The following is a 26,980-nucleotide window of genomic DNA, read 5'->3' as shown; positions in this document are numbered from 1 at the left end:
TTACAGGACATCTGAAAACAGCGAAGCCGCCGGGTGCTGGTAACACCACGACGGCTTCTGACCACCTCACCTGCACACACAGGAAAGGCGGCTAGGGATGAACTCTAGCTACATGGTAGCCCGTACCCAAAACTGGGGGGCTACCCAGCGAGCCACACTCACGTTCCACCTCAGCATCGAGGTGACGCCGTGAGCCTCTACCCCATCATCTGGGCGTTGGAGCACGCCCCCGTCATTGACGCGGCAGAGCGTGCCGTCCTCATGGCCCTCGCGAACAAGGGCGACTTCGACGGCTGCAACGCCTACCGGGGCTACCCCGCACTCGCGCGCGTCGCGAAGATCGACACCAAGACCGTCCGCCGCAAGTGCCACGCCATGGAAGAACGCGGAATCCTCCGACGCCAGACCGGGAAGATGCCCGAAGGCTGGCTCAAGCTCCCCGCCGACAAGAAGACCGTCGTGTGGGAGATCATGATCCCGCACTCCTACTACAGCGCTCAGCAGCTCGCGAACGTCAACGAGTCCCGAGCTGAGCGCGGACGCGGTCCCATCACTCCGCAGAACCGGCCCGACCTTGCCGACGCCCCGGCGAAGCCCGGTCGCAAGGACAAGGGGCAGGAACGCCCCGAGCGCCGGAAGAAGAAGGACGGAGACCCGGGGGAGCGGGGGGACACAAAGTCCCCTGGCACCGGGGGGACTACAAGTCCCCCCGCCACCGGACACGAAGTCCCCTCGCGGGGGGACTCAGAGTCCCCCAACCCTCTTATGGGACCTTCTGATATGACCCTCTCTTCTTCTTCGGCTGAGGTAGAGGACATCACCCACGAGGCGGCACCACCCGCCGTCGCTGAGAAGACGAAGAAGACGATCACTCCAGAAGCCATCGTCATGCAACGCACCGGGTGCACCGAGGACGAAGCCACCGCCGTCGTGGACTACATCGAGCAGCAGGGTGACAACGGGCAGCCGATCCGCCGCATCATCCCGTGGGTGACGGGCCGGACTGACCGGGACCTCGCCCGCGACCTCGCGCACGTTCGCCGCTTCGCTGACTCCCCGCCCGTTGACGCCGCCTGCTCCGAGCACGGGGTGACCCTCGCGCCCGGGTACTGCTCCGCCTGCGAGGCCGACATGGCCGCTGGGGACTTCGAGACCGTGCGGAAGATCCTCGACCGCGACGGAGCCGACGCCCGTCCTGACCTTGCACGCCGTCTCGGAGCGCCCCACGTGCCCGCACAGGGCACAGCAGGAGCACCCAGCATCCAGGACATCCAAAGGGCCGAGAAGCGCGCCAGGGGCGGCTACACGCCCTACCGCAACCCCGCGAACCAAGACGAGTACGACGGGTCGCTGCTGCCGACCCCCCGCCCGCAGGACCTCACCGGGGCACTCGCGCCCATCGTGACCGCAGAGCAGATCCGCAACGGCGAAGTCGAACTCCGGGTCTGACACCACGGCCGCCCGGCGTCCTGTCGTCGGGCGGCCCCACCTCCCGTCCCGACACGTCAGCGAACACAGGCGTGACGGGCGACAATCAGACCAGGAGGAACAGCATGGACCACCCCACCCCGATCCTCGACACAGGACACGGCGAACTTCCCCCGCCCCTGATCGCAGCCGCCCCCGTGCACGCCACGGTGACCGCAGAGCAGGCAGGATCACTCGTCGGACCCGTGAACGCCGTCCTCGCCCTGCACGCGCCGATCGTGCGCTTCGAGGACGCCGACAACGTCAACGACCCGGACGAGTGCGGCCACTGCGGCGACCCCATCAGCGAAGGCCACTACCGCGACGGGTGGTACAGCAACCTGCTGTGCCCCAAGAACCCGACCCTGTGGTGCAACCACTGCTCGGACGGTCAGGGTGGGTACGCGGATTGGCCGTGCGCGACCGTGAAGGCGCTCGGCGTCGAAGCTCCGCTCCCGGAGGGGACCCCGTGACCCTCGCCGAACAGACCGCAGCCCGCGCCACCGGTGACCCCCGCGAGTGCGCGGAGTGCCGTCGCAAGATCTGGCCGCACCCCGACAAGCGAGGCCACTGGATCGCCGTGGACGGGTCCACCCTCTGCCATGAGTGGAGCGTCCTGGGTGGGTACGACCCGCCCGACCACGCGCCGAGGGAACGCCGACGGATCTGATCACCGGTTGCTCACTAGGTTCCTCGCAAGCACTGCGGGCAACTTAGTGGGCAACCTGATCGGCCTGGTAGCGAGGCCCCTACGGGGTGCAGTGCTGTGTCGACAAGGCAGCAAGAATCACCAGGGTGTACTCCTCCGCAACCCACTTACGTCGCAGTGACACAGGGAGTACCTATGCTCAAGCGCGTGATGGTAGGGGTATTGCAGGACGACTACCTTGCCGATTGGAGTCTTCCGAGTGGTGACGTAGGTGTCCTTGCCATGTGTGCTTTGCAGTTTTTTCACATCAGCTACGATTAACTCCTGGGTGTCTGCAAGGTGGGTATTCACACTGATGGCATGGGCAGCTTCGGCAAACGGGTAGCTAAACTCGGGATCCTCACTGTCGAGCTTCTCAAGCAGAATCTCGTTGTCTTGGAGGCTGACTTCTCTGCTCATGCCGTTATGGTCCCTCTGTTCCGGTCTGGTCGGGGCAACGTACATGGCAAGGACTGGTCGGGCACGTGCCCGACCCGCGAGCCCGCTACTCTCCCGCCATGACCCTCAGCGACATCCTCCAAGAGCCCAACTGGTGGGCCGTCGGCATCGCCGCCCTGGCCTTCCTCATCTCTCTCGGAAGCCTCTACTACGCCCACTCCTCCGCGTCCGCTTCCCATGCGGCAGCAAGCGAGGCCAAACGCGCCAACGACCTCGTCGAACAACAGCTCAACGAGCACAAGCACCCGTGGGAAGTCACTGAACGGGCCGCTGAGCAGATGAAGGTCCGCAACAGCGACAAGCCCCCGGTGTACAAGGTCGTCATCTACGCACCCAACGGCAAGGAGTATTCCTGGGAGGAAGTGGGCGGATGGCAGACGATAGTGCTCGACACGTCCATGAGCATCACTCAAGTCGAACAACCCCTTTGGATCACATATCAGATGGATCCGAGCATTGACGCAGAACGGCATGAGTGGACGCAGTAACTATCTGATCGGCCCCTCTTCGGAGGGGCTTTGTCATGTCCACCTCCCCATCGCGGGCCACCGCTCCCCGGGGTCGGCCACCGCCTCGAACCCGGCCTGCTCGAAGAACGCGACGCGCCCCTCGACTTGCTCGCCCTCGTCCGGAAACAGGAACACCCAGCGCCGTCCCGCGCCTCGCGCGAGGTCCACGAACGCGTCCAGCAGCCCCGTGCCGACCCCCCGGCGCCTCCACGCCGCGTCGACCACCAGGGACAGCACGTACCCGTGGGGAGGCGGCACCGGGGCGCCGGGGCCCGTGTACGCCCCGTCGAGGACGCCTTCGAGCCAGCCCACCACGACGCCGGCGTCAACGGCGACCAGGGCGACGGAGCCCGCGGAGTGCCCCTTCGCGCCGAAGCTCGGAGCCGCGGCGGCGACCAGGCGGGCGATGTCCGGGCCGTCCTCCGGCAGGGCGTGGCGAATCAGCATGAGGGCAGCCGCCTACTACTCGCGATCGGGCAGGGAGATCAGCTCAAGGTTGAACAAGCCCCCCTGGTTCACGCAGTCCTGGGCCAGGTCATGCACCTGCTCGTGGAAGTCCTCCTCCGACGCTGTCGCCATGACGGTCATGCTGACGGGCACGTACCGACTCAGTGAGTACGCCGCAGGTGCGGGGAGCCAGCCACCGAATTCGGTGCGGCACAACGTCAGTGGCCCATCACCATCCCATTCGATGCCGACACGAACCTCGTACTCGCGGTCACCACTGCCTTCGGCGGTCGCCCGAACCAAGGCCATCAAGTCGGCGACTGCGCACTCAACGCCCGACCCCCGTACCTCTCCGCCCTCGTGGGAGCTCTTCGCGTCTATCGGGCGCCCCCCGATCGCGGTGGCCACAGTGACCGCTCCGTCATGGTGCACCCCTACCCACGCCTGCTTCCACTGGGATCGCTCATCGGTGGCGGTGTTCGTCGCCACCCAGCGACGCAGGCCCGGCCGCGGGTTGTCGCATTCGACGTTCTCCAGCGGATGGTTATCCCGACTGGACGCGTAGCCGAGCGTCAACCTCCTGGCGCGCGCGAGCACCGCGCGCGCCTCCCCAAGAGTCGCCCGGTGCAGCAGCCGCGGGATCCGAGGCTGGGCGACAGCGATGAGCCACGCCCGTTCCTTGGCGTCGCGGCCGTCCGCGGTCTCCTGGTACAGCGCGTCTAGCGCTTCACTCGCGTGGCGGCGCTCCTCGAACCGAGCCCGGTACATCGCCTCGATCTGATGCTCTCCCATCCAGACGGTGTCGGCGTCGTTGCGAATAGGGGCCCCGAAGAACTGGTTGCGGTAGATCAGGTGCGGCCCTGCGGCGCTTGCGGGCACCTCGACCACGATGGCTCGGCCCTCTGCTTCGGATCCGAGCTGGTGAACACGCAAGTTGAGGATGGGCGGGGAGATCGCCGAGATCGCGGCTTGGCGCAGCGTGCGTTCGTAGTTCTCATCAAAGACGCCGACGTCCACGCGCGTGGTCGCTAGCTTCCGGGTCTCCTTGACTCCGTAGACGAGAAGGCCGCCACCGTTGTTGGCCATCGCGGCGACGTCCTTGGGGAAGTCGGACCGGGTCAGGTTCTCCGCTGGAATCAGCTTTCCCTTCCAGTCCAGGTCGGCCATCTCGTGGACACGGGCCTCGACGGCCGCGTTCAACATGTCGATCGACAGCGGCCCCGGGGCAAGGCCAAGAGCCCGGTGTAGAGCAGTGAAGGAGGTCATGGGCAGATGCTACGAATGCCCCACGACACCGCACGCCGAGTATCGAGCTCTGCCCCTGTCCGCTTCCGGCCACCGGCACCACCGCGCGGGCGGGTACACCTCGGGGATGAGCGAACTCGTGTTCTTCAAGTCCAGTTACAGCGCCGGCGAGAACGAGTGCGTTGAGGTGGCGTTCCGCAAGTCCAGCTACAGCGGCAGCCAGAGCGCGTGCGTCGAGGTCGCCGACCTTCCTGCCGGCACCGCCATCCGCGACTCCAAGCACCCGGAGCGGGGGCACCTCGACATCCCGAGGTCGGAGTGGGCGGCGTTCCTGTGCAGCGCCACCTGACATGAGAAAGGCCCCCGCCGAAGCAGGGGCCGGGAGGCGGAGAAGCTATCGGACGACGCCGGGAGCTGTCTCCGGGGCATCCCTCCACACCTCTCCGACCTGCACATGGGTGAACCATGGGCCCGCCGCGCGCAACCGCTCCTCCATCTCGCGAGAGATCCACGGTCCCAGCGGCTCATCCTCCGAGAGGTCGTGGTCGGCGCGGAACCGCGCCTCCTGCTCGGTTGTCATCGTCATGGTGATCTCGCACTCGTGGTGCGCTCCGTACTTGACCATGTGCAAAGAGTAGAAGTGTCAGGTGGGCGACACGCCGACGGCACACAAAAGGCCCCTCCGAAGAGGGGCCTTCACTGCACACAGCTACGAGTTAGCATCCTCGATCGCTCGGGCGCTCGCCAGATAGCCCTCCGGGAACAGCTCGCCAGTGAAGGTGAGCCTGTACTGTCGCCCGCCAGACTCAATCACAGGCTCCTCCGCCTCCTGGTCGACGACCTTGATGACGTGGCCCTCGCCCTCGGCTTCAGACAGCCAAGCCGCGATACGAGCCGACCTGTCCTCGGTGGGGCTGAAGACGCGATAGTCGGTGATGTTCTTCTTGGGTGGCACGGGGATCACTTTCTTCTGTGGAGAGATCAGGCTAGAGGGCGCTGGGGACAGAACGCTCACATCGGGGGAGGCGCTGGCGTCCCCAGCAGCACGAGGATCGGGAACGCGGCCACTGACCCCCACTTGATGCCGACCTCGACCGGGGACTTGCCGGTGTGGAACGCGACCGGGCTGCGAAACATCCACCACCTCTTGCCGTTCACCACGAACGGCCACGCGAGCGGAACACCCGACCGGGTCAGCCAGTCGCCGAGCACATGCGTCAGCGACCCCACGGCGACCGTGAGACCAACCAGCCACCACGGCGGCCCCCAACCCGGAACCAGCATCGTGCCCACGCCGAACAGCACGGCCGTGATGACCGAGGTCAGCTGACGCTTCTTCCGTGGGCCGAGGAACTTCCACTCCCTCAGCACCGCCCCCAATCCGAGCGCGGACATCGCGAACACGACGAGGCCTGCGCCGAGGGGGATCAGCGACACCAGCAACGCCAAGAGCCCGAACGCCATGCATGCAGGCACGGTGTGGGTGAGGAACCGGTGCCCGCCGTCCTGCGCGCGCTTCAACTCCACCGCGGTCGCAGTCCGCCGGTACACCTCCCGGGACGCCTGACGGATCTTCCCCGACACGAGCTCCGTCGCCACACCCAAGGACCGGCCTGCCGTGCTGCCCGGGGTGTCCAAGTCGGGGAGGAGCGCCGCGCCGGCGCCGATGGCCGCGCACACGAGGGCGTGGCCCAGATTGTCGGAGAGGAGAAAGCCGGTCATGCCGCCGGCGAGGATGCCGGTCGCAGCATGCGAGGTACCCATCATGAGGGGGGCTCCAAGGGGGAGGAGGGGAACGTCCTGAGGATCTCTCGGACGAGTGACAGACCGTGGGCGGATGGCCACAAGAGGACAGGGCGCGCAGGACTCGGTTGCGACCGGAAAGAGGGGGAGGGGCGGCGCCTGAGAGCCGCCAGGAGGGGGCCTTGCGTAGCGCAACTCAGTAGTTTTCGCAGGTCAGGTGGTTGCGCGCCCGGTATCGCTATCGGGCGCGCAACCGGCCGCTACTCGACCGGAGAGGCCGCCCACACCTCGTCCGGGGCCGCGAGATGACCCGACCGGATGCCCTCGATCACGAGCACGAACGCCTCCTGCTCGTAGGCGCGGGCACCCCTCCACGGCGACTGACGGGGCTCCACGCCCACCATCCGCAGCAGCTCGCCAAGACGTCGGGAGGTGAGCTGGAAACGCCGCGCGAGGTCCGCCATCGGCACCAGCCCCTCCTCTGCGGCCATGTCCCGTCCGATGGTGAGCAGCCGCGGCACCTGAAGGTCGGAGAGGCTGTCCGACGCGAGCGCATCGAACCCGTCATCCGCAGGGCCCTGGGGCTCCTGCGGGGCGTCGCCGGGGAAGGGGATCCCCGCGTCCCGGAAGGCCTTCCGGGCGGCTTCCTCAGCAACGTCACCGGCCCGCGAAGGGTCCGGGATGGGGCCGGAAGGAGAGGGGTGCGACGGGCCCGCAGAAGCGCCCTGAGGTGCGGACGCAGAGGCCTTCTGGGCCGACTGCTTGCCCGCCAGCCACGTCTCCCGAGCCGCATCCCACCGGTGCTCCCACCAGTCCGGACCCGCCTGGATCGCGACCGCGTCCAGGTCCGGGCGCCACACGTCCGACGCCTTCGCGACCTCCGACGCCGTCGACGGCTTCGTCCGCGGACCCTTGAACCCACTGATGGGCTTCCCCTTCTCCCCGCCCACACCGAAGCCGATCCCCGGAATCTCCTCACACTTGGGAGCCCGCCCCCACGAGAACAGGTACGAGAGCTCCGCGTCGTTGTCGACCTGCATGGCGACCTTCACCGCGGCCTGCGCGTTCAGCTCGATCGGCATCCCGTTCCCGCCGGCGTCCACGGCCCGAAGCCCGCACGTCAGACCCCGAATGGACACTGCCCGGGACCGGTTCGACAGCTCCACCAGCAGCTTCTTCACCTCGGACGGCAAGTTGTTGGACTCGTCGGAGACCACCACGATGTGCGGGATCTTCGGGGAAGCGGGGACCTTGTCGTCGTCCTCCTCCTCCATCAGGTCCGCGTAGGCGGAGGCCCGCAGGGGGATCACGTCGATGAGGAACTTCAGCATGGCCAGAGCCTCGTCCTCGTCGGTGGCCACCGCGGTGATCGCGGGCTTCTTCGCCTCGCCCCGCAGCCACGGCCGCAGGTAGGGCATGAACAGTTTCCCGCCGTTGAAGTCGATGCCGAAGATCAGCACGTCATCGCACATCAGCAGGTACGACAGCATGGCCGTGAGCTGGTTGGACTTACCCGACCCGGTCTGGCCGATCAACAAGGCCCACTGCCACTTCAGCGACACCTCAAGGAAGCTGCCGTCGTGGCGGATGCCGACGGGGATGGGGTCGTAGATGGACCGGCGTTCGATCGGGCCCAGCGGCAGATCCTCGCCCAGGACGTTCACCGTGGTCACGTCGATGACGACCTCCCGTGCGGTATCGCCGGGACGGACCTCGATGCCACACCCGGTGGGAAGGTTCGCGCTCGACACCATCTCCAGGCGCTTGCTGCTGATGTCCGTCCACCGGTAGCCGCCGTCAGGCAGCTCGATCAGGACGGAGTACCCGGTCTCCCGGGTCTCGTCAGGACTACCGGGCACGGGCCGCTTCCACGGGTCGATACCGGCGACCTTCACCCCGCCGATGTTGCACACCCGCTTGATCCGGCTGATCCACTCTCCGGCGATACCGTCCTTGCGCTCCTCCTCCTCGACCCGCTCCAGGTGCTCGCGGACGTTCTCGGTGTGCACCGACGCGGCCTGGGCCGCCACCACCGCCACCGCAGTACCGGTAGCGAGAGTGGCGATACCGTCCACCGAGTAGGGAGTGGAGGCAGCGAGCGCCCCCCACGTCCACCACCCGTGGAACGCCCACGCCCCCAGATGGGTGAGCCGTGCGAATACCGGTAGCTTCCGCTTCACGTCCATGGCCAGAGTGAGCAGCCCGCACGCACCCGCGCCCGCTACCGCGTACCAGGGCGACAGCCCCACCACGTCACCCCACCCGGCCACCGCCAGCGACGTGCACGCCGCCGTGAACGGGCCTGAGATCGGCCCGTAGTGGCCCCACTCGATCGTCTTCTTCTGCTTCTTCTTGCCCACCGCTACTCCTCCTTCCGCTACCGGTAGCTACCTGGCGTTGTACGTGTGGTCCCACTTGTGGCCGTTCGGACGGGCGTGTTCCCGCAGCTTGCGCAGATCGTCTGCGTGCACCGTCTCGATCAGCCCCCGCAGGTGCTGCATTGTGTTCGACAGGTTGGACAAGCCGTTCGCGCCACCGTTGATGAACTCGCCTACGCGCGGGTCCAAGGGCTGCTCGTTCAGAGCAGACACCGCCAGGGCCCGAATGCCCACCGCCACGTACTCCAGGGCCTGAGGGATGACATCGATCCCGTCGACGTAGGCCAACATGCCCTCCTCGTTGTAAGCCGCGATCTCCTGTGCGAGCAGCTGAGCCGCGTACTGCACCCGCTGACGTGAAGCTCCAGACATGCGACGCTCTCCTCCACCGGCAGCCGGGCCGCCGTCCTTGCCGGGCTCGAACCCGGTCCGATACTTGGACTTCTCGAACTTGCGCTTGCCCTTGAGGAGCAGCTCCGACCACGCGCCCGCCAGGTAGGCGCCGGCGCGCTTGGTGTGCGGGAACGCCCACCGCCACGACTTTTGACTGATGGCCCACAGGCCCGCACCGAGGGCGCCGATTCCCGAGCCCAGCAGGGCCACACCCCGCCCGGCCCGAAGCACCATCCGACCGGTACGGGTGCGCGAAAGCCGGTACTTCAGACGGGACCTGAGCCGCTCGCCGAGGGAGCGAGGACGGTCCGCGATGGCCTTGTACGCGCGCTGGGTCGCACGCCGCTCCTTGCCGGTCAGCCCGTCGCCGCCCGGCCGAGCCCTGCCACCCCGTCGACGCCACCGACTGGGAGACCACCCGGCAGGCCTACCGGTACGGCCACCGGCACCCCTACCCCCACCGCCGCTCCCGGGCCACCACCCACGGCCCCCGCCACCGGAACGCGGGGACAGGCCACCGTGGGGACGACCGAAGGTCGAGCGCCCACCAGTGGCGCGCCTGCCACCGGTAGCACGACCACCGATACCAGAACCCCGCCCCCGGGAAGCGCCACCTCTGCCGGCCCACCCCGGACGGCTGCCAAGACCACCCGGACGGAGCACGCCACCGCGCCGACCCGAGTAGCCACCGGAAGCGCTACCCCTACCCCCACCGACACCGCCGCGACGGGCCTGAGCAGCCGCGGCACGCCTACCCGCCACCATCCCGGAAGCAATACCAGCCGAGCGGGCCGCAGCCATCCGAGCCCTACCGGCACGAGCACCGGGAAGGCCACCACTGCGCTTCGCAGACGCGGCCATCTGCCGCAGGGACCTACCGGCACGCGGCCGACCGCCGAAGCCCCGCCCCGTGCGACCCGCCTTCCGGGCCCTGCCAGCGCGGACCTTGCTGCTCACCAGTAGCGCCCCACCGACCGCCGCCACAGCCCCACCGGCCACCAGTCCGAGAGGGCCGAACGCCGAGAAGACGGCGGCCGAGCTCGCAGCGGTCGCGGACAGGGTGCTACCGGCCAGTGGCACCACCCCTACCGGGCTACCGGTACTGGTAGCCGTGGCGGTGTCGGTAGGGGTGGTGGGTTCGGTAGCGGTGGCGTCAGGCTGCTCACTCATCCGGTGGCCTCCGACTCAGCGCGGAGCTTCTGGTGGAGCGGGTGAGCCTTCGTCATCCCGACGCCGAGGGCCTGGCGGAAAGCGTTCAGCGACATGCCCGGCTCGTATACCTCGCGGGCGCGCACCTCCAGCTCCAGGGGAGTGGCGCGGGCGGGCTTCGGTGCGGTGCCTCCGAACCCCAGCAGCGTCAGGTGGTCGGTGGCTTCCTCGCGCGAGGCGACGGCGGGGGAGGAGATGCCGGACAGGTCGTTCGGGACCTCGCCGCTCGACAACGCGAAACTCGCGGGCTTGGACGCGTTCACCTTGCGGATCAGGTCCTGGCGGGCGATCTCAACCTTCGCGGACTCCTCGTCCATCGCCCGCTGCTCAGCCCCCAAGCGCTCGATCTCCGCAACCTTCTTCGCGTGCTCGGCCTTTGCCTTGGCCTCGTCCACACGCAGCTCCCGCTCGGCCTTCGCCTCGATGTACTTCGCGTCCTCTTCCAGGCGAGCCAGTTCGACCTTGCGCTCATGCGACAGTTCGGTGGACAGCTCTGCGTCCTTGCGCTCCTGCTCCGCCTTGGCCAGCCGGGCGGCCTCGGCCTCAGCCTTAACGCGCTCTGCCTCAACGCGCTCCTTCTCCCGCTCGGCCTCCTCATGCTGGCGCTTCTCCTCGGCGCGAGCCTTGATCTCCGCTCGGCGGATCGTCACCAACAGCCCCCAGAGGGCCTTGGACAGCAGCGGCGTCGCGGCGAAGATCAGCGCCCCCGACAGGCCGACGTGAAACATGATCGCCGCCGACGCCAGTGCCGCCGCAGCCCATCCGAGAGTGGACGCCTGACGGGACACTGACGGCACCAGCAGCGCCAGCACCACCGACGCGACCATCACCAGGTCGAACAGCACACCGAGCGGCAGGGAGATGTACAACGGAACGGGCAGAACGTGCGCGACAGCCCACGCCGCCCACGGCAGAGCGAACAGGGTCGGCAGAGCAGCAGCGGCGCCGAGTGCCCGTGTCAACCACGCCGGCGACTCGCCCTCGATCGCGGGAGAAGGCTCCTTGGGTGCTTCGGAAGGGGTGGCGCGCTTGACCAGAAGGCGCTGCGCCCGGCTCGACAGGTCCACCAGCTGCCCGCCGCTGTGCAGGCGACGCAACACCCACACGGTGATGGCGACGACGACCACGGCCCCGACGGCCCACGGAAGCCACGGAGAAAGGGCCTCCAGGAGGGTTGTTTCCTGCGGGTTCTCGGTTGGTACGGTGTTCATTGCCTTCCTCCAGTAGGTCGGTAGCGGCCCGGCCCGGACAATTCAGGTGTCCGGGGCGGGCCGTGTTCGTGAGTGGGTCAGGCGGTCGCGGGAGTCTTCACCCGGGCGATCCCCGCGGCGAGCTCCTCGGCGTCGCCGAACTCAGAGTTGGGCTTCACCGCGATCTCGTAGTCGCCGGCCATGCCCGACGCGACGAGGATGGCGTGCAGTAGACCCAGAACCGCGTGCGGGTCGTCGCTCTCGGGCAGGTACACGTCCGCGGTCACCGGCTCGCAGGAAGAGGTGGTGACCCGCAGCCCGGGGTCGGAGTCGATCTCGATGGTCTGGTCGACGAAGTTGGTGTGCTTGAAGATGGTGGCCATGGGGTGGTGCCTTTCTGTGCAGGGATTTCTGGCGATCAGATGAGGCCGTCGAACTCGGCGACGAGCGAGGTCACCAGGCGGCCGAGGGAGTCAGCTGCGGCGACGACCAGGTCCAGGAACGTGCCGACCAGGCTTGCCACGCTCTCCGGGTTGCCCAGCACCCACAGGACGACGGCGCCGATCAGGCCCCAGGTGATGAGCTGTCCGAGGCATCCGCGGATCATGACGCGACCTCCGCCATGTAGAGGACGACGCCGACTGCGTTTCCGTCACAGGTCTTCATGGGACTCCTTCGAGGGCAGTGGGTCAGTACTTCGCGACGATGCGGGCGACTTCAGCGCCAGTGGCGTCCAGGCCCACGAGCAGGCCGGTGGCGACCCCGTGCTCGGAGATGACCGACCACCCGTCGCGGTGGTGCCAGGCCACGGCCTGGCCGTCGGGCAGCGAGATGATGCCGCCGCGACCCTCCTCGGCGGCTTCCAGGTAAGCGGCGAGCGCCATGGCGGCGTCGCTGGTCTCCAGCTCGTCCTCGGGGATGTGGGGCTTGTGGTCCCACGCCCAGGAGTTCTCGGAGTGGCGGATGGCGGTCTCGACGGTGCGGATGTACTCGGCTGCGGTGGTGGTGATCATGGCGTGCTCCTTCTCGTGTGCGGACCGTGCTGGTCCCCGAGCCGCCCGGGTGGCCCGGACGGCAGAGGGAGAGCGCGTTCAGCTCTGCGGGGGGTTGCCGTAAGGGTCGTATTCGCAGACCGTGCAGCGGCTGCCCGAGTTCCACGTGTCGCAGGCGAAGCACTGCCAGACTGCGATGGTGGCGAGAAGGCGAAGGAAGGTCATCGGGCACCGCCCGCAATCACGAGCGCCGAGGCGAAAAGGCTGACCCGGTGCATGGCCTGGTCGACGTGCGCCGCCCCGCCGTGCTCACGGAACTTCCTCGCGCCGGCGCGGTCCATCCACTCGCGCACCGGCCAACGGCGGTCGATCACCGCGTGCGTGACTGCGGAGATGGCGACGCCCGCAGCGACACGGCCGGGGCGGAGCTTCAGTCCGAGCGCCCGGTCGGCGACCACCAGAGCTGCGACCTGCGCGACGTGGTACGAGGCGACGTGTCCGGCGAGCGCCGTCCACGACTCGGCCTCGGAGCACTCCTCCAGGCGGTCACTGCGTGCGCCCTTGCGGGCGGACTGGACATCGGTCTGGAGCATGTAGTCGCCGACGTGGTGGGCGACCTCCATGGCTGCGGTCACGGCGGCGAAGCGGGAGGCGGTCACTGGGAACCTGCCCGGACGCTGTGCTCCAACTTCCGACAGACCTGATCGACCGTGTACACCGAGTTGTCAGCGATGAGGTTCCCGGTAAGTCGTGCTCCCTGTACTGCGACCATCGCGACGCCGGTCGCGTCCAGCCCGTCGAGCGCAGCGAGGACGCCCAAGTCGTCACGGTGGTGGACGGCGCGGACGAGGGCGATGGCACGCAGGGACATGTCAGCGACGGGGGCGTCGGCGGCGGCGCTCACCACGACCGCCCCTCGGAGTCAGCGGCGATGGCCGCGTAGATGATCGCGGCGACCGAGACGGCCACGAGGACACCGAAGGCCGTGCCGAAGGGGTGCGCGAGCGCGAAGTCGAGGAGGTTCACAGGGCACCGCCGAGCGCCATCGGCTCAAGCGACCAGTGAATGATCACCGGGGGCGTGTCTGCGGAGATTCCCACGGACCGGTACAGGTACGCGATTGCGTCGTCGAGGACGTTCATCCGGGTGGATCCGGGCGCAGGGTCGAACGTCGACTTAAGGGTGACCCGACCGTGGCCGGGCACGTCCAGGGTGAGAAGGAGCATGTAGCTCATCGCCGGGCCTCCTCAACGGTGAGGCCCGCGTCGGCCACGGCCCGCTCGTTGAGCGTGGGCACGGTGCGCCGGTAGGTGGAGGCGGCGACCACGAGGGCGATCGCAAGAGCGACAAGGGCGCAGACCTCGACAGGGGAGAGGGCGAGGAAGGCCTCAAGTGCGGGGGAGACGTCGGGGACGTCGAAGGATATGCTGTTCACAGCTCGACTCCTGCTAGATCAGGTTTCGGGTTAGCCCTCGCGGTGGTGTTCGAGACCACCTCGGGGGCTTCTTCAGTTCTGGGGTCAGGTCCGACTCCATCTGGAGTGGATCTGGAGCGGGCATGTGCCAGATGTCGTCTCTGACTGCTGACAAGTGACCGCTATTGGTGCCTCTGAACTGGGGTTTTGCAGATCAGGCAGGGTGTCGGATTCGTTGATGACTGCTTCGGGCAGAGCGAGATCGGCCCGCTGGCCACGGTGCTGCGCCCGGAGGAGCACGCCGGGCGGCCCGCCTCGGCGGGGCGGGCGGCGCTGTTCGTGGAGCTGAGGGTGGTGGACGAGCGGGGCCGGGACGTGGCGCCGGGAGAGCTGGGCGAGGTGGTGTACCGGTCGCCGCAGCTGTGCCAGGGGTACTGGGACAAGCCGGAGGAGACGGCGGAGGCGTTCCGGGACGGGTGGTTCCACTCCGGCGACCTGGTCCGTGCGGACGCCGGGGGCTACATCGAGGTCGTGGACCGGATCAAGGACGTGATCAACACGGGCGGGGTGCTGGTGGCCTCCCGGGAGATCGAGGACGTGCTGTTCGCGCACCCGGGGGTGGCCGAGGCCGCGGTGGTGGGGGTGGCCGACGAGAAGTGGATCGAGGCGGTGACGGCCTACGTGGTCCCCGTGCCGGGGGCGGACGCGGGCGCGCTGCCGGGGCTGTTGGTGGAGCACGTGCGGGAGCGCCTGGCGCCGTTCAAGGTGCCCAAGGCGGTGCGGCTGGTGGAGGAGCTGCCGCGCAACGCCTCGGGCAAGATCCTCAAGCGCGAGCTCCGCGACCGCCCCCTCTGAGCGCCCCGCCGGCCCGGTGGAAGCGTCTCGATAGTTTCGGGCCGCTCAACGGCGTGCGGGCGGTGGACGCGGACGGGCTGTCCGGACCACCACCCGTGCCGCACGGCGTCGCCGGTGCGCGGCGGACGTCCACGGCCATCCGGATCACTCGTTCGCGCAGCTCAGGCAGGTGCTTCCTCGGTGCTGGCATGTCTCTCATCCTTCGCAGGACATGCCAGCGCCTCCATCACACCCGGCACCCGACATGAGGATGCGCACCGCCTGTTCCTGCACCGCCCGGCGCGCCCGGGAGCGGGTTGTCCGGCTCCTGGACCCACAACCGCCGTTCACCGGTGGTGGTCACCGAGACCCCCAGGAGCTCGCGGTCCACGGATCCGGCGGCCTCCCAGGTACGGCGGGCGTGGTCGATCTCCGCGCACAGGTCGCGGGGGCCGTACCGGTGCGCCTCGAAGTCGGCGTTTCCGGGGACGTATTCCACCAGGGCCCACGACCCGCGCCGGTCGAACAGGTAGACGGTCGCCTCGCCGCTGTCGTCCGCCGCGTGGTAGCGGACCGTGTTCAGGTGCGGCACCAGCGCCCCCACCGTCAAAGCCAGACCGCCGGAGGGGTCGGCGTCGCACACCGGCATCGGGTCGACCGCGGTGCGGTACCCGACCGCGCCGGCGGCCTGCTCGTCGACGAAGTCCCTCCACTGTCCGGAGGGCACCCGCTGATCGCGCAACCACATGAACGGCGCGTCGCCGACCACGCGCCCGTGCGCCACACCCCCCTCCTGCACGATCAGCCGGAGCAGGCCCGTGGTGGCGAAGCCGGTCGCCCACGGGGTGACGATCACCCCGCCGGGTCGGGTCTGGGAGATCCATGCCCCGGGGATGTCGCGTGCGGCGACCGTGGCGAGCACCCGGTCGAACAGGGCACGGCCGGGCGTCCCCTGGGCGCCGTCCCCGACGACCAGCCGCGGCTCGTACCCGGCGGCGGCCAGGTTGGACCTCGCCTGCCGGGCCAGGGCCGGGTCGATCTCGACGGAGGTGACGTGCTCTTGGCCCAGGCGTTCGCACAGCAGCGCGCAGTTGTACCCGGTCGCCGTGCCGATCTCCAGGACGTCCATCCCGTCGGTGACGTCCAGGGCCTGGAGCATGGCCACGACCAGGGAGGGCTGGGACGCCGAGGACGTGGCCCGCTCCCCACGCCCGTCCGGGTGGGCGGGGGCGCCGTCGTCGACCTGAGTGATGACCGAGACGTCGTCGTAGGCCCACCGGGACCAGTCCGGGTGCGAGCGGGGGACGGGGGCGAGCTTGCCGTCCCCGGCATCGACGTCCAGGCCCCAGACGGTGTCGGGCAGGAACGCGTGCCGGGGCACCGACTCCACGGCCCGGCGCCAGGCCGGGTCGGTCAGGACGCCCCGGTCCGCCAACCGGGCGGCCAGGGCGGCCCTGCGTTCACTGTGCGGGGCGATCACTTGCCCTGCTTCTCCCCGCCGCCCCCGTGAGGGCTCGGGTGCTGGGAGTCGTTGTCCTTGGGGTCGCCGCGCTGGTCCTGCGGTGCGTCGGGGTTCGAGTGCTTGCCCATGGCCAGACCTCTCTTGTGCGGTTCGCTGCGAGGCGACTGTAACTGTGCGTGTAAAGCGTGTCATGGCAGTGGCCGGATGTGGACCGGATACGCCAGAGACGATTCATCGGTCCTGGACACGGGCAACAGATTCCGCCCACTCCCACGAGCCCGCGGAACAGAGCCATGCCTCCCCCGCCCTCGCAGTTCGCTCTGACAGAACCATCCGAACCTGCTGGTGTCGGCGTGCTCAGCACAGGTGCGGTCGCACGACGGAGGCGGTCCCGTACGAGCGGGTGCACATGGCCACGGCGGTCAACGCCGAGGCCATCGGGTGGGAGGAGGCGCCCGATGGCTCCGGGTCCTTCCATGTCACATCTGTTCCAGCAGCACGTCCTCCACCGCCTCGGCGTAGGCGCGCACCGTCTGGTGGTCGAACAGCAGGCGGGTGGGCACCGTGACGGCCAGCAGGCTCTCGACCTCGCGCACCACCTGGAGGCTGCGCACCGAGTCCCCGCCGATCTCGAAGAAGTTGTCGTCGCGCCCGATGCGCTCCAGGCCCAGGATGCGGGCCCACACCTGGGCCACGGCCTCCTCGGTGGGGGTCTGCGGCTCGACGTGGACGGGTGCGGCGGCGCGCGCCCAGGCGGGTTCGGGCAGGAGGGCCCGGTCCACCTTGCCGTTGCTGTTGAGCGGCAGGGACTCCAGCACGGTGACGGCCGCGGGCACCATGTAGGCGGGCAGTTCGCGGGTCAGCCGCTCCCGCGTCGCCTCGGGGTCCGCCTCGTGCCCGGTGACGTAGGCGACGAGCCTGCGCCCCCCGGAGGGGGCCTCGGCCACCAGCACCACGGCCTGGGCGACGTCCGGTCCGCGCAGCAGGGCGGCCTCCACCTCCCCGGTCTCGATGCGGAACCCGTTGAGCTTGACCTGGCCGTCGACGCGGCCGACGAACACCAGGCGTCCGTCGGCGGCCCAGCGCACCAGGTCGCCCGTGCGGTAGAGCCTGCCTCCGTCGCCGAAGGGGTCGGCCACGAAGCGCTCGGCGGTCAGGCCTGGCCGGCCGTCGTAACCGCGCGCGGTCCCGGGCCCGGACAGGTACAGCTCTCCCACCGCCCCCGGCGGCACCGGCCACAGGGCGCCGTCCAGCACGTGGGCGCCGGTGGCGTCCATGGGGCGGCCGATGGGGCAGTGCCCGGCACGGGCCTCCTCCTCGCCCACCGCGGTGCACGTGGCGAACGTGGTGGCCTCTGTGGGCCCGTACACGTGGACCAGGGAGGTGTCGGGGCAGGCCCGGCGCACCCGGGCCAGGGAGGCGGGGTCGGCGGCCTCCCCGCCGGTCCACAGTTCGCGCAGCCCCGCGAAGCACTCCGGGTCCTGCTGGGCGAAGAGGTTGAACAGCGCGGTGGTGAGGAAGACCGCGCTCACTTCGTGCCGGGCGGAGTGCTCGCGCAGGGAGTCGGCGGAGAGCGGCCCGTCGGCCACCACGACGGTGCCGCCGTTGAGCAGCGGGACCCAGATCTCGTAGGTGGCGGCGTCGAAGGCGTGCGGGGAGTGGAAGAGCACCCTGTCGTGGCCGTGGCCCCAGCGGGAGTCGGCGCTGAGGGCGACCACGGCCTGGTGGTCGACCACCACGCCCTTGGGGACGCCGGTGGAGCCCGAGGTGAACATGACGTAGGCGGCGGTGTGCTCGTGCACAGGCCCCCGTCCGGCCGGGACCCCGGTGCCCCCGCCCCCTGTCCCCTCGGCTCCGGTCAGGGCGCCGTCGGCGGCGTAGCCGACCACGGCCTCCAGGTCCGCGCAGCGCCCGGCCATGGCGGGATCGGCGACGGCCACGCGCGCTCCCAGGGCCCCGGCCAGGGATCGGACCCGCGCGGTCGGCACGGTCTCGTGCACCGGGACGTAGGCGGCCCCGGTGCGCAGGACGCCGAGCGCGGCCGCGACCACGCGCGGCGACCGGGGCATGAGCAGCAGCACCCGGGACTCCGCGCCCACGCCCAGGGAGCGCAGACGGTCGGCGACCCGCTCGGCCTCGGCGTCCAGGTCGGCGTAGGTCCACGTGCCGTCGGCCCCGACCAGGGCGGTCGCCCCGGGGTGGCGGGCGGCGCGCTCGGCGAACAGGGCGGTGACGGTGGTGCGGGGCGGCTGTTTCCCGCCGCCCTCGGCCAGGGCCAGGGAGCGGGCCGGGGCGGCGCCGGCCACGCGGCCCAGGGGGCGTTCGGGGTCCTCGGTGAGCGAGACCAGGATGCGTTCCAGGTCGGCCAGGAGGCGCTCGGCGGTCGCGGTGTCGAAGCAGGAGGGGTCGTGGCCCAGGACCAGGCGCAGCCCGTCGGAGGCGTAGGCGCTCAGGGCGAGCGGGTAGTTGGTGGCCTCCAGCGCGGTGACGATCTCGGCGCGCGGGCCGTCCCCGGGCGGCGCCCCGACCACCGGGTAGTTCTCGAACACCACGGCGCTGTCGAAGAGCGGGGTGTCGCCGGGCAGGCCCGCCTCCGCCTGCACCCGGGCCAGGGACACGTGGTCCCGGGTGCGCGAGAGCGCCTGGTCCTCCTGGAGGCGGCGCAGCCACCGGACCACGGGCACGGCGGGGTCGACGGCGACGCGTACCGGCAGGGTGTTGATGAACAGCCCCACCGCGGCCTCCACGCCGGGCATGTCGTCGGGCCGGCCGGAGGTGGTGGCGCCGAAGACCACGTCGGTGCGGCCCGAGTACGCGGACAGCAGCAGGGCCCAGGCCCCCTGCACCAGAGCGTTGACGGTCAGTCCGTGGGCGCGCGCGAAGGCGTGCACGGCCTCGGCCCGCGCGGGGGCCGGCGAGACCTGGACGCGGGCGGAGGAGCGTGCGGCGCGCAGCGCGGCCGGGGGCCGGTCGTAGGGCAGCGGGGTGGGTTCGGCCACCCCCTCCAGCGCCTCCCGCCAGAAGGCGTACGCCTCCTCGGCGTCCCGCCCGGCCAGGCGGCGCAGGTGTTCGCGGAAGTCGGGGCGCGGGGCCGGGGCGTGGCCCCGGTGGGCGGTGAGGAGGTCCTCCAGGACCAGGGGCAGGCTCCACCCGTCGAGGACGATGTGGTGGAAGGTCCACACCATGCGCACGGAGGTGTCGCCGGTGCGCAGCAGGGCCACGCGCAGGAGCGGGTCGCGGGCGGGGTCCAGGCCCCGGGAGGCGTCCCGGGCCAGGTGGTCGGCCAGTGCCCGTTCGCGTTCCTCCTCCTGCGCACCGCGCAGGTCGCGGTGGACCACCTCGACGGGGACGTCGCGGTGCACCAGCAGGACCGGTTCGCCGAGCCCCTCCCAGGCCACCCGGGCGCGCAGGACGGGGGTGGCCGCGACCACCTCCCGCCAGGCGCGGTCCAGGGGGCCGGGGTCCCCGACCCCGGTCAGGTCGACGACGACCTGCTCCAGGTAGGAGCCGGAGCCGGGTTCCAGGACGGAGTGGAAGAACATGCCCTGCTGCATGGGGGTGAGCGGCCACACGTCCTGGACGTGGCGGCCGTCGCCGACGAGGCGGTCGACCCGGGCCTGGTCCAGGCGCACGAGGGGGAAGTCGGAGGGGGTGGCCCCTCCCTGGGAGGGGTCGAGGCAGAAGCCGACCAGGTCGGCGAGTTCGGCGGCCAGGCGGTCGGCGAGGCGGCGCACGGTGGCCGTGTCGTGGACGGTGGCGGCGTGGTACCAGTCGAAGACCAGGCGTTCGCCCTCGAAACGGCCCACCACCTCGACCAGGTGGGCGCGCTCCTCGGCAGGGGAGTGCTCGCCGCCGGGGTTGATCTGCAGGCCGGTGTGCAGGGCGTCCCGGCCCGGCGCGGTGTCGAAGCGGCCCAGGTAGTTGAAGCTCACGCCGGGCGCGGGCTCCCCTTCCAGGCGGGCGCGCTGCCGGGGTGTGCCCAGGTGGCGCAGGGCCCCGTAGCCCACACCGTTGCCGGGGACCGCGCGCAGTGTCTCCTTGGTGGTGCGGATCTGGTCGGCCCAGCGGGGGGCCGAGGTGAGCACGACGGGGAAGACGGTGGTGAACCAGCCCACGGTGCGGGAGGTGTCCACGTCCTCGAACAGGTCCTCGCGGCCGTGGCCCTCCAGGTCCACGGGGACGCCCCGGGCCCCGGTCCAGTCGCACAGCACGCGGCCCAGGGCGGCCAGCAGCAGGTCGTTGACCCGGGTGCGGAAGGCCGCGGGGGCCTCGCGCAGCAGGCGGCGGGTGTCCTCCTCGGACAGTCCGGCGGTGACCACCCGTTGGTCCCCCACCAGGCCGTTGCCCCGGCCCGGGTGGTCGCGGGGCAGTTCGACGCGGGTGGCGGCGACGGCGGCCCAGGTGTCGAGTTCGGCGTCGAAGGCCCCCTCCGCGGTGTGGCGGGCCAGGCGGTCCGCCCACACGGCGAAGGGCGTGGTGCGCGGCCCCGGGGCCACCGGCTCCCCCCGGAGCGCCTGGTGGTAGGCGGTGGCCAGGTCCTCCAGCAGCACCCGCCAGGACACCCCGTCCACGACGAGGTGGTGGGCGGTCAGCAACAGGCGGGAGCCGGCGGCGCCGGAGTCGAGGAGGACGGCGGCGAAGACCGGCCCGTGGGCCAGGTCGAGACCGGCGTGGGCGGCGCGGATGCTCTCCGAGGCCGGGTCGTGCGTCCTCTCGGGCGGGTGCCCGGTCAGGTCGACCACGTCCAGGGGCGGGGCCGCGGTGCCGGGTTCGGCCACACGCGGGCCGTCGCCGTCGCGGCGCAGGCGGAGCATGTCGTGGTGGTCGGCCAGGGCCGCCAGTGCGGTGCGCAGGGCGCGCGGTCGCAGGGGTCGGGCCAGGTCCAGGAGCACGGACATGGCGAAGTGGTCGGGCGCCACCGGGTGCGTGCGGTCGAACCAGCCCATGACGGGTGTGGGGGTGACCGGGCCGCTCACCGGTCCCGTTCCGGCCGGCCCGGTCGGCCGCACGCGCGCCACCTCGGCCAGGGCGGCGACGCTGGGGTGGGAGAAGACGTCGCGGCTGGTCAGCTCCACCCCGGCCGCGCGAGCGCGGGAGACCGCCTGGATGCTGAGGATGGAGTCGCCGCCCAGGGCGAAGAAGTCGTCGTGGACCCCCACCCGCTCCACGGCCAGGACGGAGGCGAACACCTCGGCCAGGAGGCGTTCGGCGTCGGTCCGGGGAGCGGCGTGTTCCCGGTCGTTCCCGGGTTCGGGCAGGGCGCGGTGGTCGAGCTTGCCGTTGGCGGTCAGGGGCAGTGCCTCCAGGACCACGACGGCGGAGGGGACCATGTAGCCGGGCAGGCGGGCGGCCAGGGCGCGGCGCCACCCCTCGGCCTCCTCCTGCCCCGCGCCCTGCTTCGAGGCGACGACGTAGGAGAGGAGCCGTCGCCCGCCGCCGGGGGCGGCCCGCACCAGGGCGACGGCCTCGGCGACGCCCTCCTGGGTGAGGAGGGCGGCCTCAACCTCGCCGGGTTCGATCCGAAAGCCCCGGATCTTGACCTGGGAGTCGGCGCGGCCCATGTACTCCAGTTCCCCGGAGCGGTTCCACCGCACCAGGTCGCCGGTGCGGTAGAGCCGTCCGCCGTCGTCGAGGGGGTCGGCCACGAAGCGCTCGGCGGTCAGGGCCGGACGCCCGTGGTAGCCGCGCGCGACCCCGGCGCCGCCGATGTAGAGCTCTCCCACCGCGCCCAGGGGGACGGGACGCAGGAGGCTGTCGAGCACCCGCAGGCGCATGCCGTCCAGGGGCGTGCCGACGGGGACGGCGCGCACCGGTTCGCGGGTGCGCGCGGCGGGGTGGTGGGTGGCGAAGGTGGTGGTCTCGGTGGGCCCGTACCCGTTGGCCACGACCGTGTCGGGGCAGGCCTCCAGGACACGGTGGACGCTCGTGGGGTTGGCGGCCTCGCCCCCGGTGATCACCTCGCGCAGGGGGGCGAAGCAGGAGGGGTCCTGGGCCGCGTAGAGGTTGAAGAGGGCGGCGGTGACGAAGGTGGAGGTGACCCCGTGCCGGCGCGCCAGCGCGCCGAACTCCTCCGCGCCCGTGCGCCCGGGGGGTGCGACGACCACGGCCCCGCCGCGCAGCAGCGGGACCCAGATCTCGTAGGTGGCGGCGTCGAAGGCGTGCGAGGAGTGGAAGAGCACCCGGCGGTCGCGCCCCCCGCCCCAGCGCCGATCCCGGGCCAGGGCGACCACGTCGGCATGGGTCACGGCCACCCCCTTGGGCACACCCGTCGACCCGGAGGTGTGCATGACGTAGGCCACCGCGCGCGCGTCGACCACGGGCAGGGGGTCCTCGACACGGGCGGGCGGGTGCGGGTCGGTCCCGTCCAGGACCAGCACGCGGGCGTCGAGGCCCTCGGGCAGGCGGGAGCGTGAGGCGGTGTCGGTGACGACGACGCGGGCCCCGGTGTGTTCGACCGTCCAGGCCACGCGTTCGGCGGGGTCGTCGGGGTGCACGGGGACGTAGGCGCCCCCGGCGCGCAGCACGGCGAGCATCGCGGTGACCACGTGCGGACCCCGCTCCAGCAGCAGCGGGACGGCCTCCTCGGCGCCCACCCCCCGGGCGCGCAGGAGGCGGGCCAGGTCGGCGGAGCCGGCGTCGAGCTCGGCGTAGGACACCTCGGGGAAGTCGCCGAGCAGGGCCGGGGCGTCGGGGGTGCGCGCCGCCTGCGCGGCGAACGCGGCCGTCACGGAGACGGGCCCGGCCTGGGCGCGACCCCGCTCCCAGGTCTCCAGGAGGGCCCGTTCGGACACGGGGCGCAGGTCCAGGGCGGTCAGGTCCAGGCCGGGGTCGGCGACGACGGCGCCGGCCAGGCGGGACAGGGCGTCGGCCAGGGCCTCCACGCGCCCGGCGTCGTACAGGTCGGTGTTGTACTCGACGGCCAGGCGCAGGACGCCGTCGCGCTCGGCGTACTCGAAGACCAGGTCGGCCAGGGCGGCGGTGCGCGGCAGGTCGAGCTCCTCGGTGCGCAGCCCCTCCAGCTCCAGCCCGCCGGTGTGGGCGTTCTGCAGGACCATCAGCGCCTGGAACAGGGGGCCGCGGGAGGGGTCGCGTTCGGTGACCAGGGCGTCGACGACGCGGTCGAAGGGCATCTCGTGGGCGAGGGCGGCGTCGGCCTCGGCGCGCACCTGCTCGACGAACTCGGCCGCGGTGGTGCCCGGGCGCAGGCGGGAGCGGAGCACGACCGGGTTGACGAAGAAGCCGACCACGTCCTCCAGCCGGGGGTGGTCGCGTCCGGCGGAGGCGGCCCCCAGGGCGACGTCGGCGGAGCCGGAGGCCGCGGAGAGCACCGCCTGGGTCAGGGCCGCCAGGGTCGCGAAGAGCGTGGCGCCGCGTTCTGCGCCCAGGGCCCGCAGCCCCCGGAGCAGGCCGGCGTCCAGGGTGGTGCGGTGCACGGCCCCGGCCGTGGTGCGCCGGGCGGGCCGGGGGCGGTCGGTGGGCACGGCCAGCGGGGGCACGTCCTCCAGGGTGCGCGCCCAGTACTCCAGGCGGCGCCGGGCCTCGGGGCCCTCCCAGCGGCCCTGCTCCCAGACGGCGAAGTCGGCGTAGTCGAGTTCCGCGCCGGTGTCGGCGTCCTCCCCGCGCACGACGGCCCGGTGGAAGGCGGCGAGGTCGCGGTGCAGGAGGTCGACCGACCAGCCGTCGCAGGCGATGTGGTGGGTGCTCAGGACCAGGACGTGGTCCTCGGCCTCCAGGCGCAGCAGCAGGGCACGGGTGGGCGGCCCCGCGACCAGGTCGAAGGGGGTGTCGACCTCGCGCCGCAGGTGTGCGTGCAGTTCCTCCCGGAGGGTGGTCCGGTCCCCGGCGGCCACCTCGCGCACCGTGAGCAGGTCTTGGCGGGGGGAGCCCACGTACTGGAAGGGCTCGCCGTCGACGGTGTCGTAGGTGGTGCGCAGGGACTCGTGGCGTTCCTGGAGCAGTTCCAGGGCGCGGCCGAGCGCGGACACGTCGAGCGGGCCGCGCAGGCGGAAGGCGCTGCCGGTGTGGTACTCGGAGCTGTCGCCGTCGAGCTGGTGCAGGAACCACAGGCGGCGTTGGGCCGCCGACAGCGGCAGCGGGCGCCCGCGTCCCACAGGGGCGATGGGCTCCTCGCGGGGTCCTGCACCGCCCGCGGCGGCGATGCCCTCCGGGGTGGGGTGGCGGAACAGGGCGCGGGGGTCGAGGCCGTTCCCCAGGCGTTCGCCCAGACGCCAGGCCACGCGGGCGGCGAGGATGGAGTCGCCGCCCAGGGCGAAGAAGTCGTCGCGCGCGCCCACGCGTTCCAGCCCCAGGGCCGCGGCGAACTCCTCGGCGGCGGCGTGTTCGGCGCCCTCGCGCGGTCGGACGTAGTCGACGGTGCGGGCGGGGGGCGCGGGCAGGGCGCGGTGGTCGACCTTGCCGTTGGCGGTCAGGGGCAGCGCCTCCAGGACCACGACGGCGGAGGGGACCATGTAGCCGGGCAGGCGGGCGGAGAGCCTGTCGCGCAGGGCCGCGGTGTCCGTGACCGGGCCGACCACGTAGCCGACCAGGGTGCGCGCGCCCGGCGCGTCCTCGCGGACGGTGACCAGGGCCTGGGCGACGCCCTCCTGGGTGAGGAGGGCGGCCTCGACCTCGCCGGGTTCGATCCGAAAGCCCCGGATCTTGACCTGGGAGTCGGCGCGGCCCATGTACTCCAGCGTCCCGTCGGCGTCCTCGCGCACGAGGTCGCCGGTGCGGTAGAGCCGTCCGCCGTCGTCGAGGGGGTCGGCCACGAAGCGCTCGGCGGTCAGGGCCGGGCGCCCGTGGTAGCCGCGCGCGACCCCGGCGCCGCCGACGTAGAGCTCCCCGACCCGCCCCCGGGGCACGGTGCGCAGCCGGGCGTCGAGCACGCGGGCGCACATGCCGTCCAGGGGCGTGCCGACGGGGACCGACAGGTGCGGGGGCCGGGCCCGGTCCACGGCGAAGTGGGTGGCGAAGGTGGTGGTCTCGGTGGGCCCGTACCCGTTGGCCACGACCGTGTCGGGGCAGGCCTCCAGCACGGCGCGGACCGCTGCGGGCGGGACGGCCTCGCCCCCGGCGATCACCTCGCGCAGCGGGGCGAAGCAGGAGGGGTCCTGGGCGGCGAACAGGTCGAAGAGGGCGGCGGTGACGAAGGTGGAGGTGACCCCGTGCCGGCGCGCCAGCGCGCCGAAGGCGTGGGCGGTGAGCCGTTCGGGGGGCGCGACGACCACGGCCCCGCCGCGCAGCAGCGGGACCCAGATCTCGTAGGTGGCGGCGTCGAAGGCGTGCGAGGAGTGGAAGAGCACCCGGCGGTCGCGACCGCCGCCCCACCGTGAGTCCCGGGCCAGGGCCACCACGTCGGCATGGGTCACGGCCACCCCCTTGGGCACACCCGTCGACCCGGAGGTGTGCATGACGTAGGCCGTCGCACGCGCGTCGACCACGGGCAGTGCCGTGTCCGCGCCCCGCCCCGCCACGAGGACGTCCGTCCCGTCCAGGTCGACGACCCGGGCGGTCCCCGTCAGGCGTTCGGGCAGGCGGTGGCCGAGCGAGCGGTCGGTGAGGACCAGGCGGGCGCCGGTGCGCTCGGCGGCGGCCAGCACCCGTTCGGCGGGGTCGTCGGGGTGCACGGGGACGTAGGCGCCCCCGGCGCGCAGCACGGCGAGCATCGCGGTGACCACGTGCGGACCCCGCTCAAGGGCGAGCAGCACGGTGCCCTCACGGGGCAGCCCCCGGAGGAGCAGGAGGCGGGCCAGGTCGGCGGAGCCGGCGTCGAGCTCGGCGTAGGACACCTCGGGGAAGTCGCCGAGCAGGGCCGGGGCGTCGGGGGTGCGCGCCGCCTGTGCGGCGAAGGCCTCCGGTACCGAGGCGTGCGGGAGCGCGTCCACGGGGACGGGCTCGGGGCGGTTCGACTCCTGGGAGGACAGCACGTGGTGGCTCCTGGTGCGCGTTCGGGAGGGAGGACGGCGGACGGGCGGACGGGTGTGGGGGGCCGTGATCCGTCGCCGCGACGGCGTGGCCGTCCGGCGGGGTCGGCGGACGCCGATCGATCCGCCATTCCCCCCATGGCCGCCGTACGACAACAGAGCGTGCCACATCGCCTTATCCAACCGGGCACTTTACCAAAATCATCTTCGTCCTGAAATTCCCTCCACGGACAGAAAATCACACTCGGAACAACTTGTGTCACATGGAATACTTAACGCCACAAATCAGACAAAACAACGCAAAATATATTATATTCTATAAAGGTCAAGAACAAAGACCTTCCATCTGTGCGAGAGGTGCGCTCGACTGTGAATCGTGAACACCCTACGAAGTCGCTCGAACACCCAGGGTAATGAGAATTCAATGTTTGACCGGATGTGGCTACGAGGGGCCCTCTCGCTCCTTCTGTGGGGCGGGAGCCGCCACGCACCCCACCGGGGGGTACTTCCGCCCGCGCCGCGAACCCCCGCCGCCGCCCCTCCCTCCCGGGGGCGTCGCGATCCCGGCATAACACGTGGTCAGGGCCCGTGTTCGGTCCATAGCACAGCACTCGGGCCAGTGCATAC

General features: G+C 71.2%; 24 protein-coding genes and 1 pseudogene. 6 read left to right on the top strand and 19 right to left on the bottom strand.

The features are described 5' to 3' along the window. The first annotated feature begins 189 nt into the window (after positions 1-189). From ABZ234_RS03480 to ABZ234_RS03470, 3 genes are all read left to right on the top strand, one after another. On the top strand, positions 190-1,449 hold the full coding sequence (locus ABZ234_RS03480; RefSeq protein WP_355010846.1) for a hypothetical protein: 1,260 nt from the start codon (positions 190-192) through the stop codon (positions 1,447-1,449). A 104-nt stretch (positions 1,450-1,553) separates the two neighbouring features. Next, on the top strand, positions 1,554-1,940 hold the full coding sequence (locus ABZ234_RS03475; protein WP_355010845.1) for a hypothetical protein: 387 nt from the start codon (positions 1,554-1,556) through the stop codon (positions 1,938-1,940). Continuing rightward, positions 1,937-2,137: a hypothetical protein gene (locus ABZ234_RS03470; RefSeq protein WP_355010844.1), complete on the top strand. Its 201-nt coding sequence runs from the start codon at positions 1,937-1,939 to the stop codon at positions 2,135-2,137. Before ABZ234_RS03475 ends, ABZ234_RS03470 begins: the two co-directional genes overlap by 4 nt. A gap of 117 nt (positions 2,138-2,254) precedes the next feature. Here ABZ234_RS03470 and ABZ234_RS03465 read toward each other — a convergent pair whose 3' ends face one another. Then, positions 2,255-2,575: a hypothetical protein gene (locus ABZ234_RS03465; protein WP_355010843.1), complete on the bottom strand. Its 321-nt coding sequence runs from the start codon at positions 2,573-2,575 to the stop codon at positions 2,255-2,257. 98 nt (positions 2,576-2,673) lie between these two features. On the opposite strand from ABZ234_RS03465, the gene ABZ234_RS03460 reads away from it, so the two are divergent. After that, a complete protein-coding gene (locus ABZ234_RS03460) occupies positions 2,674-3,102 on the top strand; it encodes a hypothetical protein (RefSeq protein WP_355010842.1) in 429 nt (142 codons plus the stop codon). 33 nt (positions 3,103-3,135) lie between these two features. On the opposite strand, the gene ABZ234_RS03455 is transcribed toward ABZ234_RS03460, so the two are convergent. Together ABZ234_RS03455 and ABZ234_RS03450 are read right to left on the bottom strand one after the other, a co-directional pair. Beyond that, a complete protein-coding gene (locus ABZ234_RS03455) occupies positions 3,136-3,570 on the bottom strand; it encodes a GNAT family N-acetyltransferase (protein ID WP_355010841.1) in 435 nt (144 codons plus the stop codon). A gap of 15 nt (positions 3,571-3,585) precedes the next feature. Continuing rightward, a complete protein-coding gene (locus tag ABZ234_RS03450) occupies positions 3,586-4,836 on the bottom strand; it encodes an ATP-binding protein (RefSeq protein ID WP_355010840.1) in 1,251 nt (416 codons plus the stop codon). Here ABZ234_RS03450 and ABZ234_RS03445 point away from each other — a divergent pair. Then, positions 4,835-5,164, top strand: coding sequence for a DUF397 domain-containing protein (locus ABZ234_RS03445; RefSeq protein ID WP_355010839.1), 330 nt, complete (start codon positions 4,835-4,837; stop codon positions 5,162-5,164). The two genes, ABZ234_RS03450 and ABZ234_RS03445, sit on opposite strands and share 2 nt — an antisense overlap. A 45-nt stretch (positions 5,165-5,209) precedes the next feature. Here the strand turns inward: ABZ234_RS03445 and ABZ234_RS03440 are convergent, their stop codons facing one another. The 14 genes from ABZ234_RS03440 to ABZ234_RS03375 all read right to left on the bottom strand — a co-directional run bounded on the left by ABZ234_RS03440 (position 5,210) and on the right by ABZ234_RS03375 (position 14,155). After that, positions 5,210-5,440 (bottom strand): hypothetical protein, encoded by a 231-nt coding sequence (locus ABZ234_RS03440; RefSeq protein ID WP_355010838.1) that lies wholly within the window; start codon positions 5,438-5,440, stop codon positions 5,210-5,212. An 84-nt stretch (positions 5,441-5,524) separates the two neighbouring features. Beyond that, positions 5,525-5,770, bottom strand: a complete 246-nt coding sequence (locus ABZ234_RS03435; RefSeq protein WP_355010837.1) for a hypothetical protein — start codon at positions 5,768-5,770, stop codon at positions 5,525-5,527. Between the two features lie 56 nt (positions 5,771-5,826). Next, a complete protein-coding gene (locus ABZ234_RS03430) occupies positions 5,827-6,582 on the bottom strand; it encodes a metal-dependent hydrolase (RefSeq protein ID WP_355010836.1) in 756 nt (251 codons plus the stop codon). A gap of 236 nt (positions 6,583-6,818) precedes the next feature. Continuing rightward, positions 6,819-8,918 carry an FtsK/SpoIIIE domain-containing protein gene (locus ABZ234_RS03425; RefSeq protein ID WP_355010835.1) on the bottom strand — a complete coding sequence of 700 codons (2,100 nt, stop codon included), beginning with the start codon at positions 8,916-8,918 and terminating at the stop codon, positions 6,819-6,821. A gap of 27 nt (positions 8,919-8,945) precedes the next feature. Then, positions 8,946-9,539: a hypothetical protein gene (locus tag ABZ234_RS03420; RefSeq protein ID WP_355010834.1), complete on the bottom strand. Its 594-nt coding sequence runs from the start codon at positions 9,537-9,539 to the stop codon at positions 8,946-8,948. A 956-nt stretch (positions 9,540-10,495) separates the two neighbouring features. Beyond that, positions 10,496-11,749: a hypothetical protein gene (locus ABZ234_RS03415; protein ID WP_355010833.1), complete on the bottom strand. Its 1,254-nt coding sequence runs from the start codon at positions 11,747-11,749 to the stop codon at positions 10,496-10,498. A 77-nt stretch (positions 11,750-11,826) separates the two neighbouring features. Then, a complete protein-coding gene (locus ABZ234_RS03410; protein WP_355010832.1) occupies positions 11,827-12,111 on the bottom strand; it encodes a hypothetical protein in 285 nt (94 codons plus the stop codon). Positions 12,112-12,146: 35 nt separating this feature from the next. Then, on the bottom strand, positions 12,147-12,335 hold the full coding sequence (locus ABZ234_RS03405) for a hypothetical protein (RefSeq protein WP_355010831.1): 189 nt from the start codon (positions 12,333-12,335) through the stop codon (positions 12,147-12,149). A gap of 82 nt (positions 12,336-12,417) precedes the next feature. After that, positions 12,418-12,741, bottom strand: coding sequence for a hypothetical protein (locus tag ABZ234_RS03400; protein WP_355010830.1), 324 nt, complete (start codon positions 12,739-12,741; stop codon positions 12,418-12,420). A 200-nt stretch (positions 12,742-12,941) separates the two neighbouring features. Next, entirely contained in the window at positions 12,942-13,379 is a 438-nt protein-coding gene (locus tag ABZ234_RS03395; RefSeq protein WP_355010829.1) for a hypothetical protein, read from the bottom strand. Continuing rightward, positions 13,376-13,627, bottom strand: coding sequence for a hypothetical protein (locus ABZ234_RS03390; protein ID WP_355010828.1), 252 nt, complete (start codon positions 13,625-13,627; stop codon positions 13,376-13,378). The genes ABZ234_RS03395 and ABZ234_RS03390 overlap by 4 nt, the downstream gene beginning before the upstream one ends. Continuing rightward, the gene (locus ABZ234_RS03385) at positions 13,621-13,746 is read right to left on the bottom strand and encodes a hypothetical protein (protein ID WP_355010827.1); all 126 of its coding nucleotides are present in this window, start codon (positions 13,744-13,746) and stop codon (positions 13,621-13,623) included. Before ABZ234_RS03385 ends, ABZ234_RS03390 begins: the two co-directional genes overlap by 7 nt. After that, entirely contained in the window at positions 13,743-13,955 is a 213-nt protein-coding gene (locus tag ABZ234_RS03380) for a hypothetical protein (protein WP_355010826.1), read from the bottom strand. Before ABZ234_RS03380 ends, ABZ234_RS03385 begins: the two co-directional genes overlap by 4 nt. Continuing rightward, the gene (locus tag ABZ234_RS03375) at positions 13,952-14,155 is read right to left on the bottom strand and encodes a hypothetical protein (protein ID WP_355010825.1); all 204 of its coding nucleotides are present in this window, start codon (positions 14,153-14,155) and stop codon (positions 13,952-13,954) included. The genes ABZ234_RS03380 and ABZ234_RS03375 overlap by 4 nt, the downstream gene beginning before the upstream one ends. 219 nt (positions 14,156-14,374) lie before the next feature. Here ABZ234_RS03375 and ABZ234_RS03370 point away from each other — a divergent pair. Further along, positions 14,375-14,989 (top strand): annotated as a pseudogene (locus tag ABZ234_RS03370) (AMP-binding protein); the annotation flags it as partial. 226 nt (positions 14,990-15,215) lie between these two features. Here the strand turns inward: ABZ234_RS03370 and ABZ234_RS03365 are convergent. Further along, positions 15,216-16,448, bottom strand: coding sequence for a methyltransferase domain-containing protein (locus ABZ234_RS03365; RefSeq protein ID WP_355010824.1), 1,233 nt, complete (start codon positions 16,446-16,448; stop codon positions 15,216-15,218). Positions 16,449-16,909: 461 nt separating this feature from the next. Next, positions 16,910-26,356 carry an amino acid adenylation domain-containing protein gene (locus ABZ234_RS03360; protein WP_355010823.1) on the bottom strand — a complete coding sequence of 3,149 codons (9,447 nt, stop codon included), beginning with the start codon at positions 26,354-26,356 and terminating at the stop codon, positions 16,910-16,912. Positions 26,357-26,980: the final 624 nt, after the last annotated feature.

Source organism: Nocardiopsis sp. NPDC006198 (genome assembly GCF_040613895.1).
Taxonomy (GTDB): domain Bacteria; phylum Actinomycetota; class Actinomycetes; order Streptosporangiales; family Streptosporangiaceae; genus Nocardiopsis; species Nocardiopsis tropica.
This window is presented reverse-complemented; position numbering and strand designations above follow the sequence as displayed.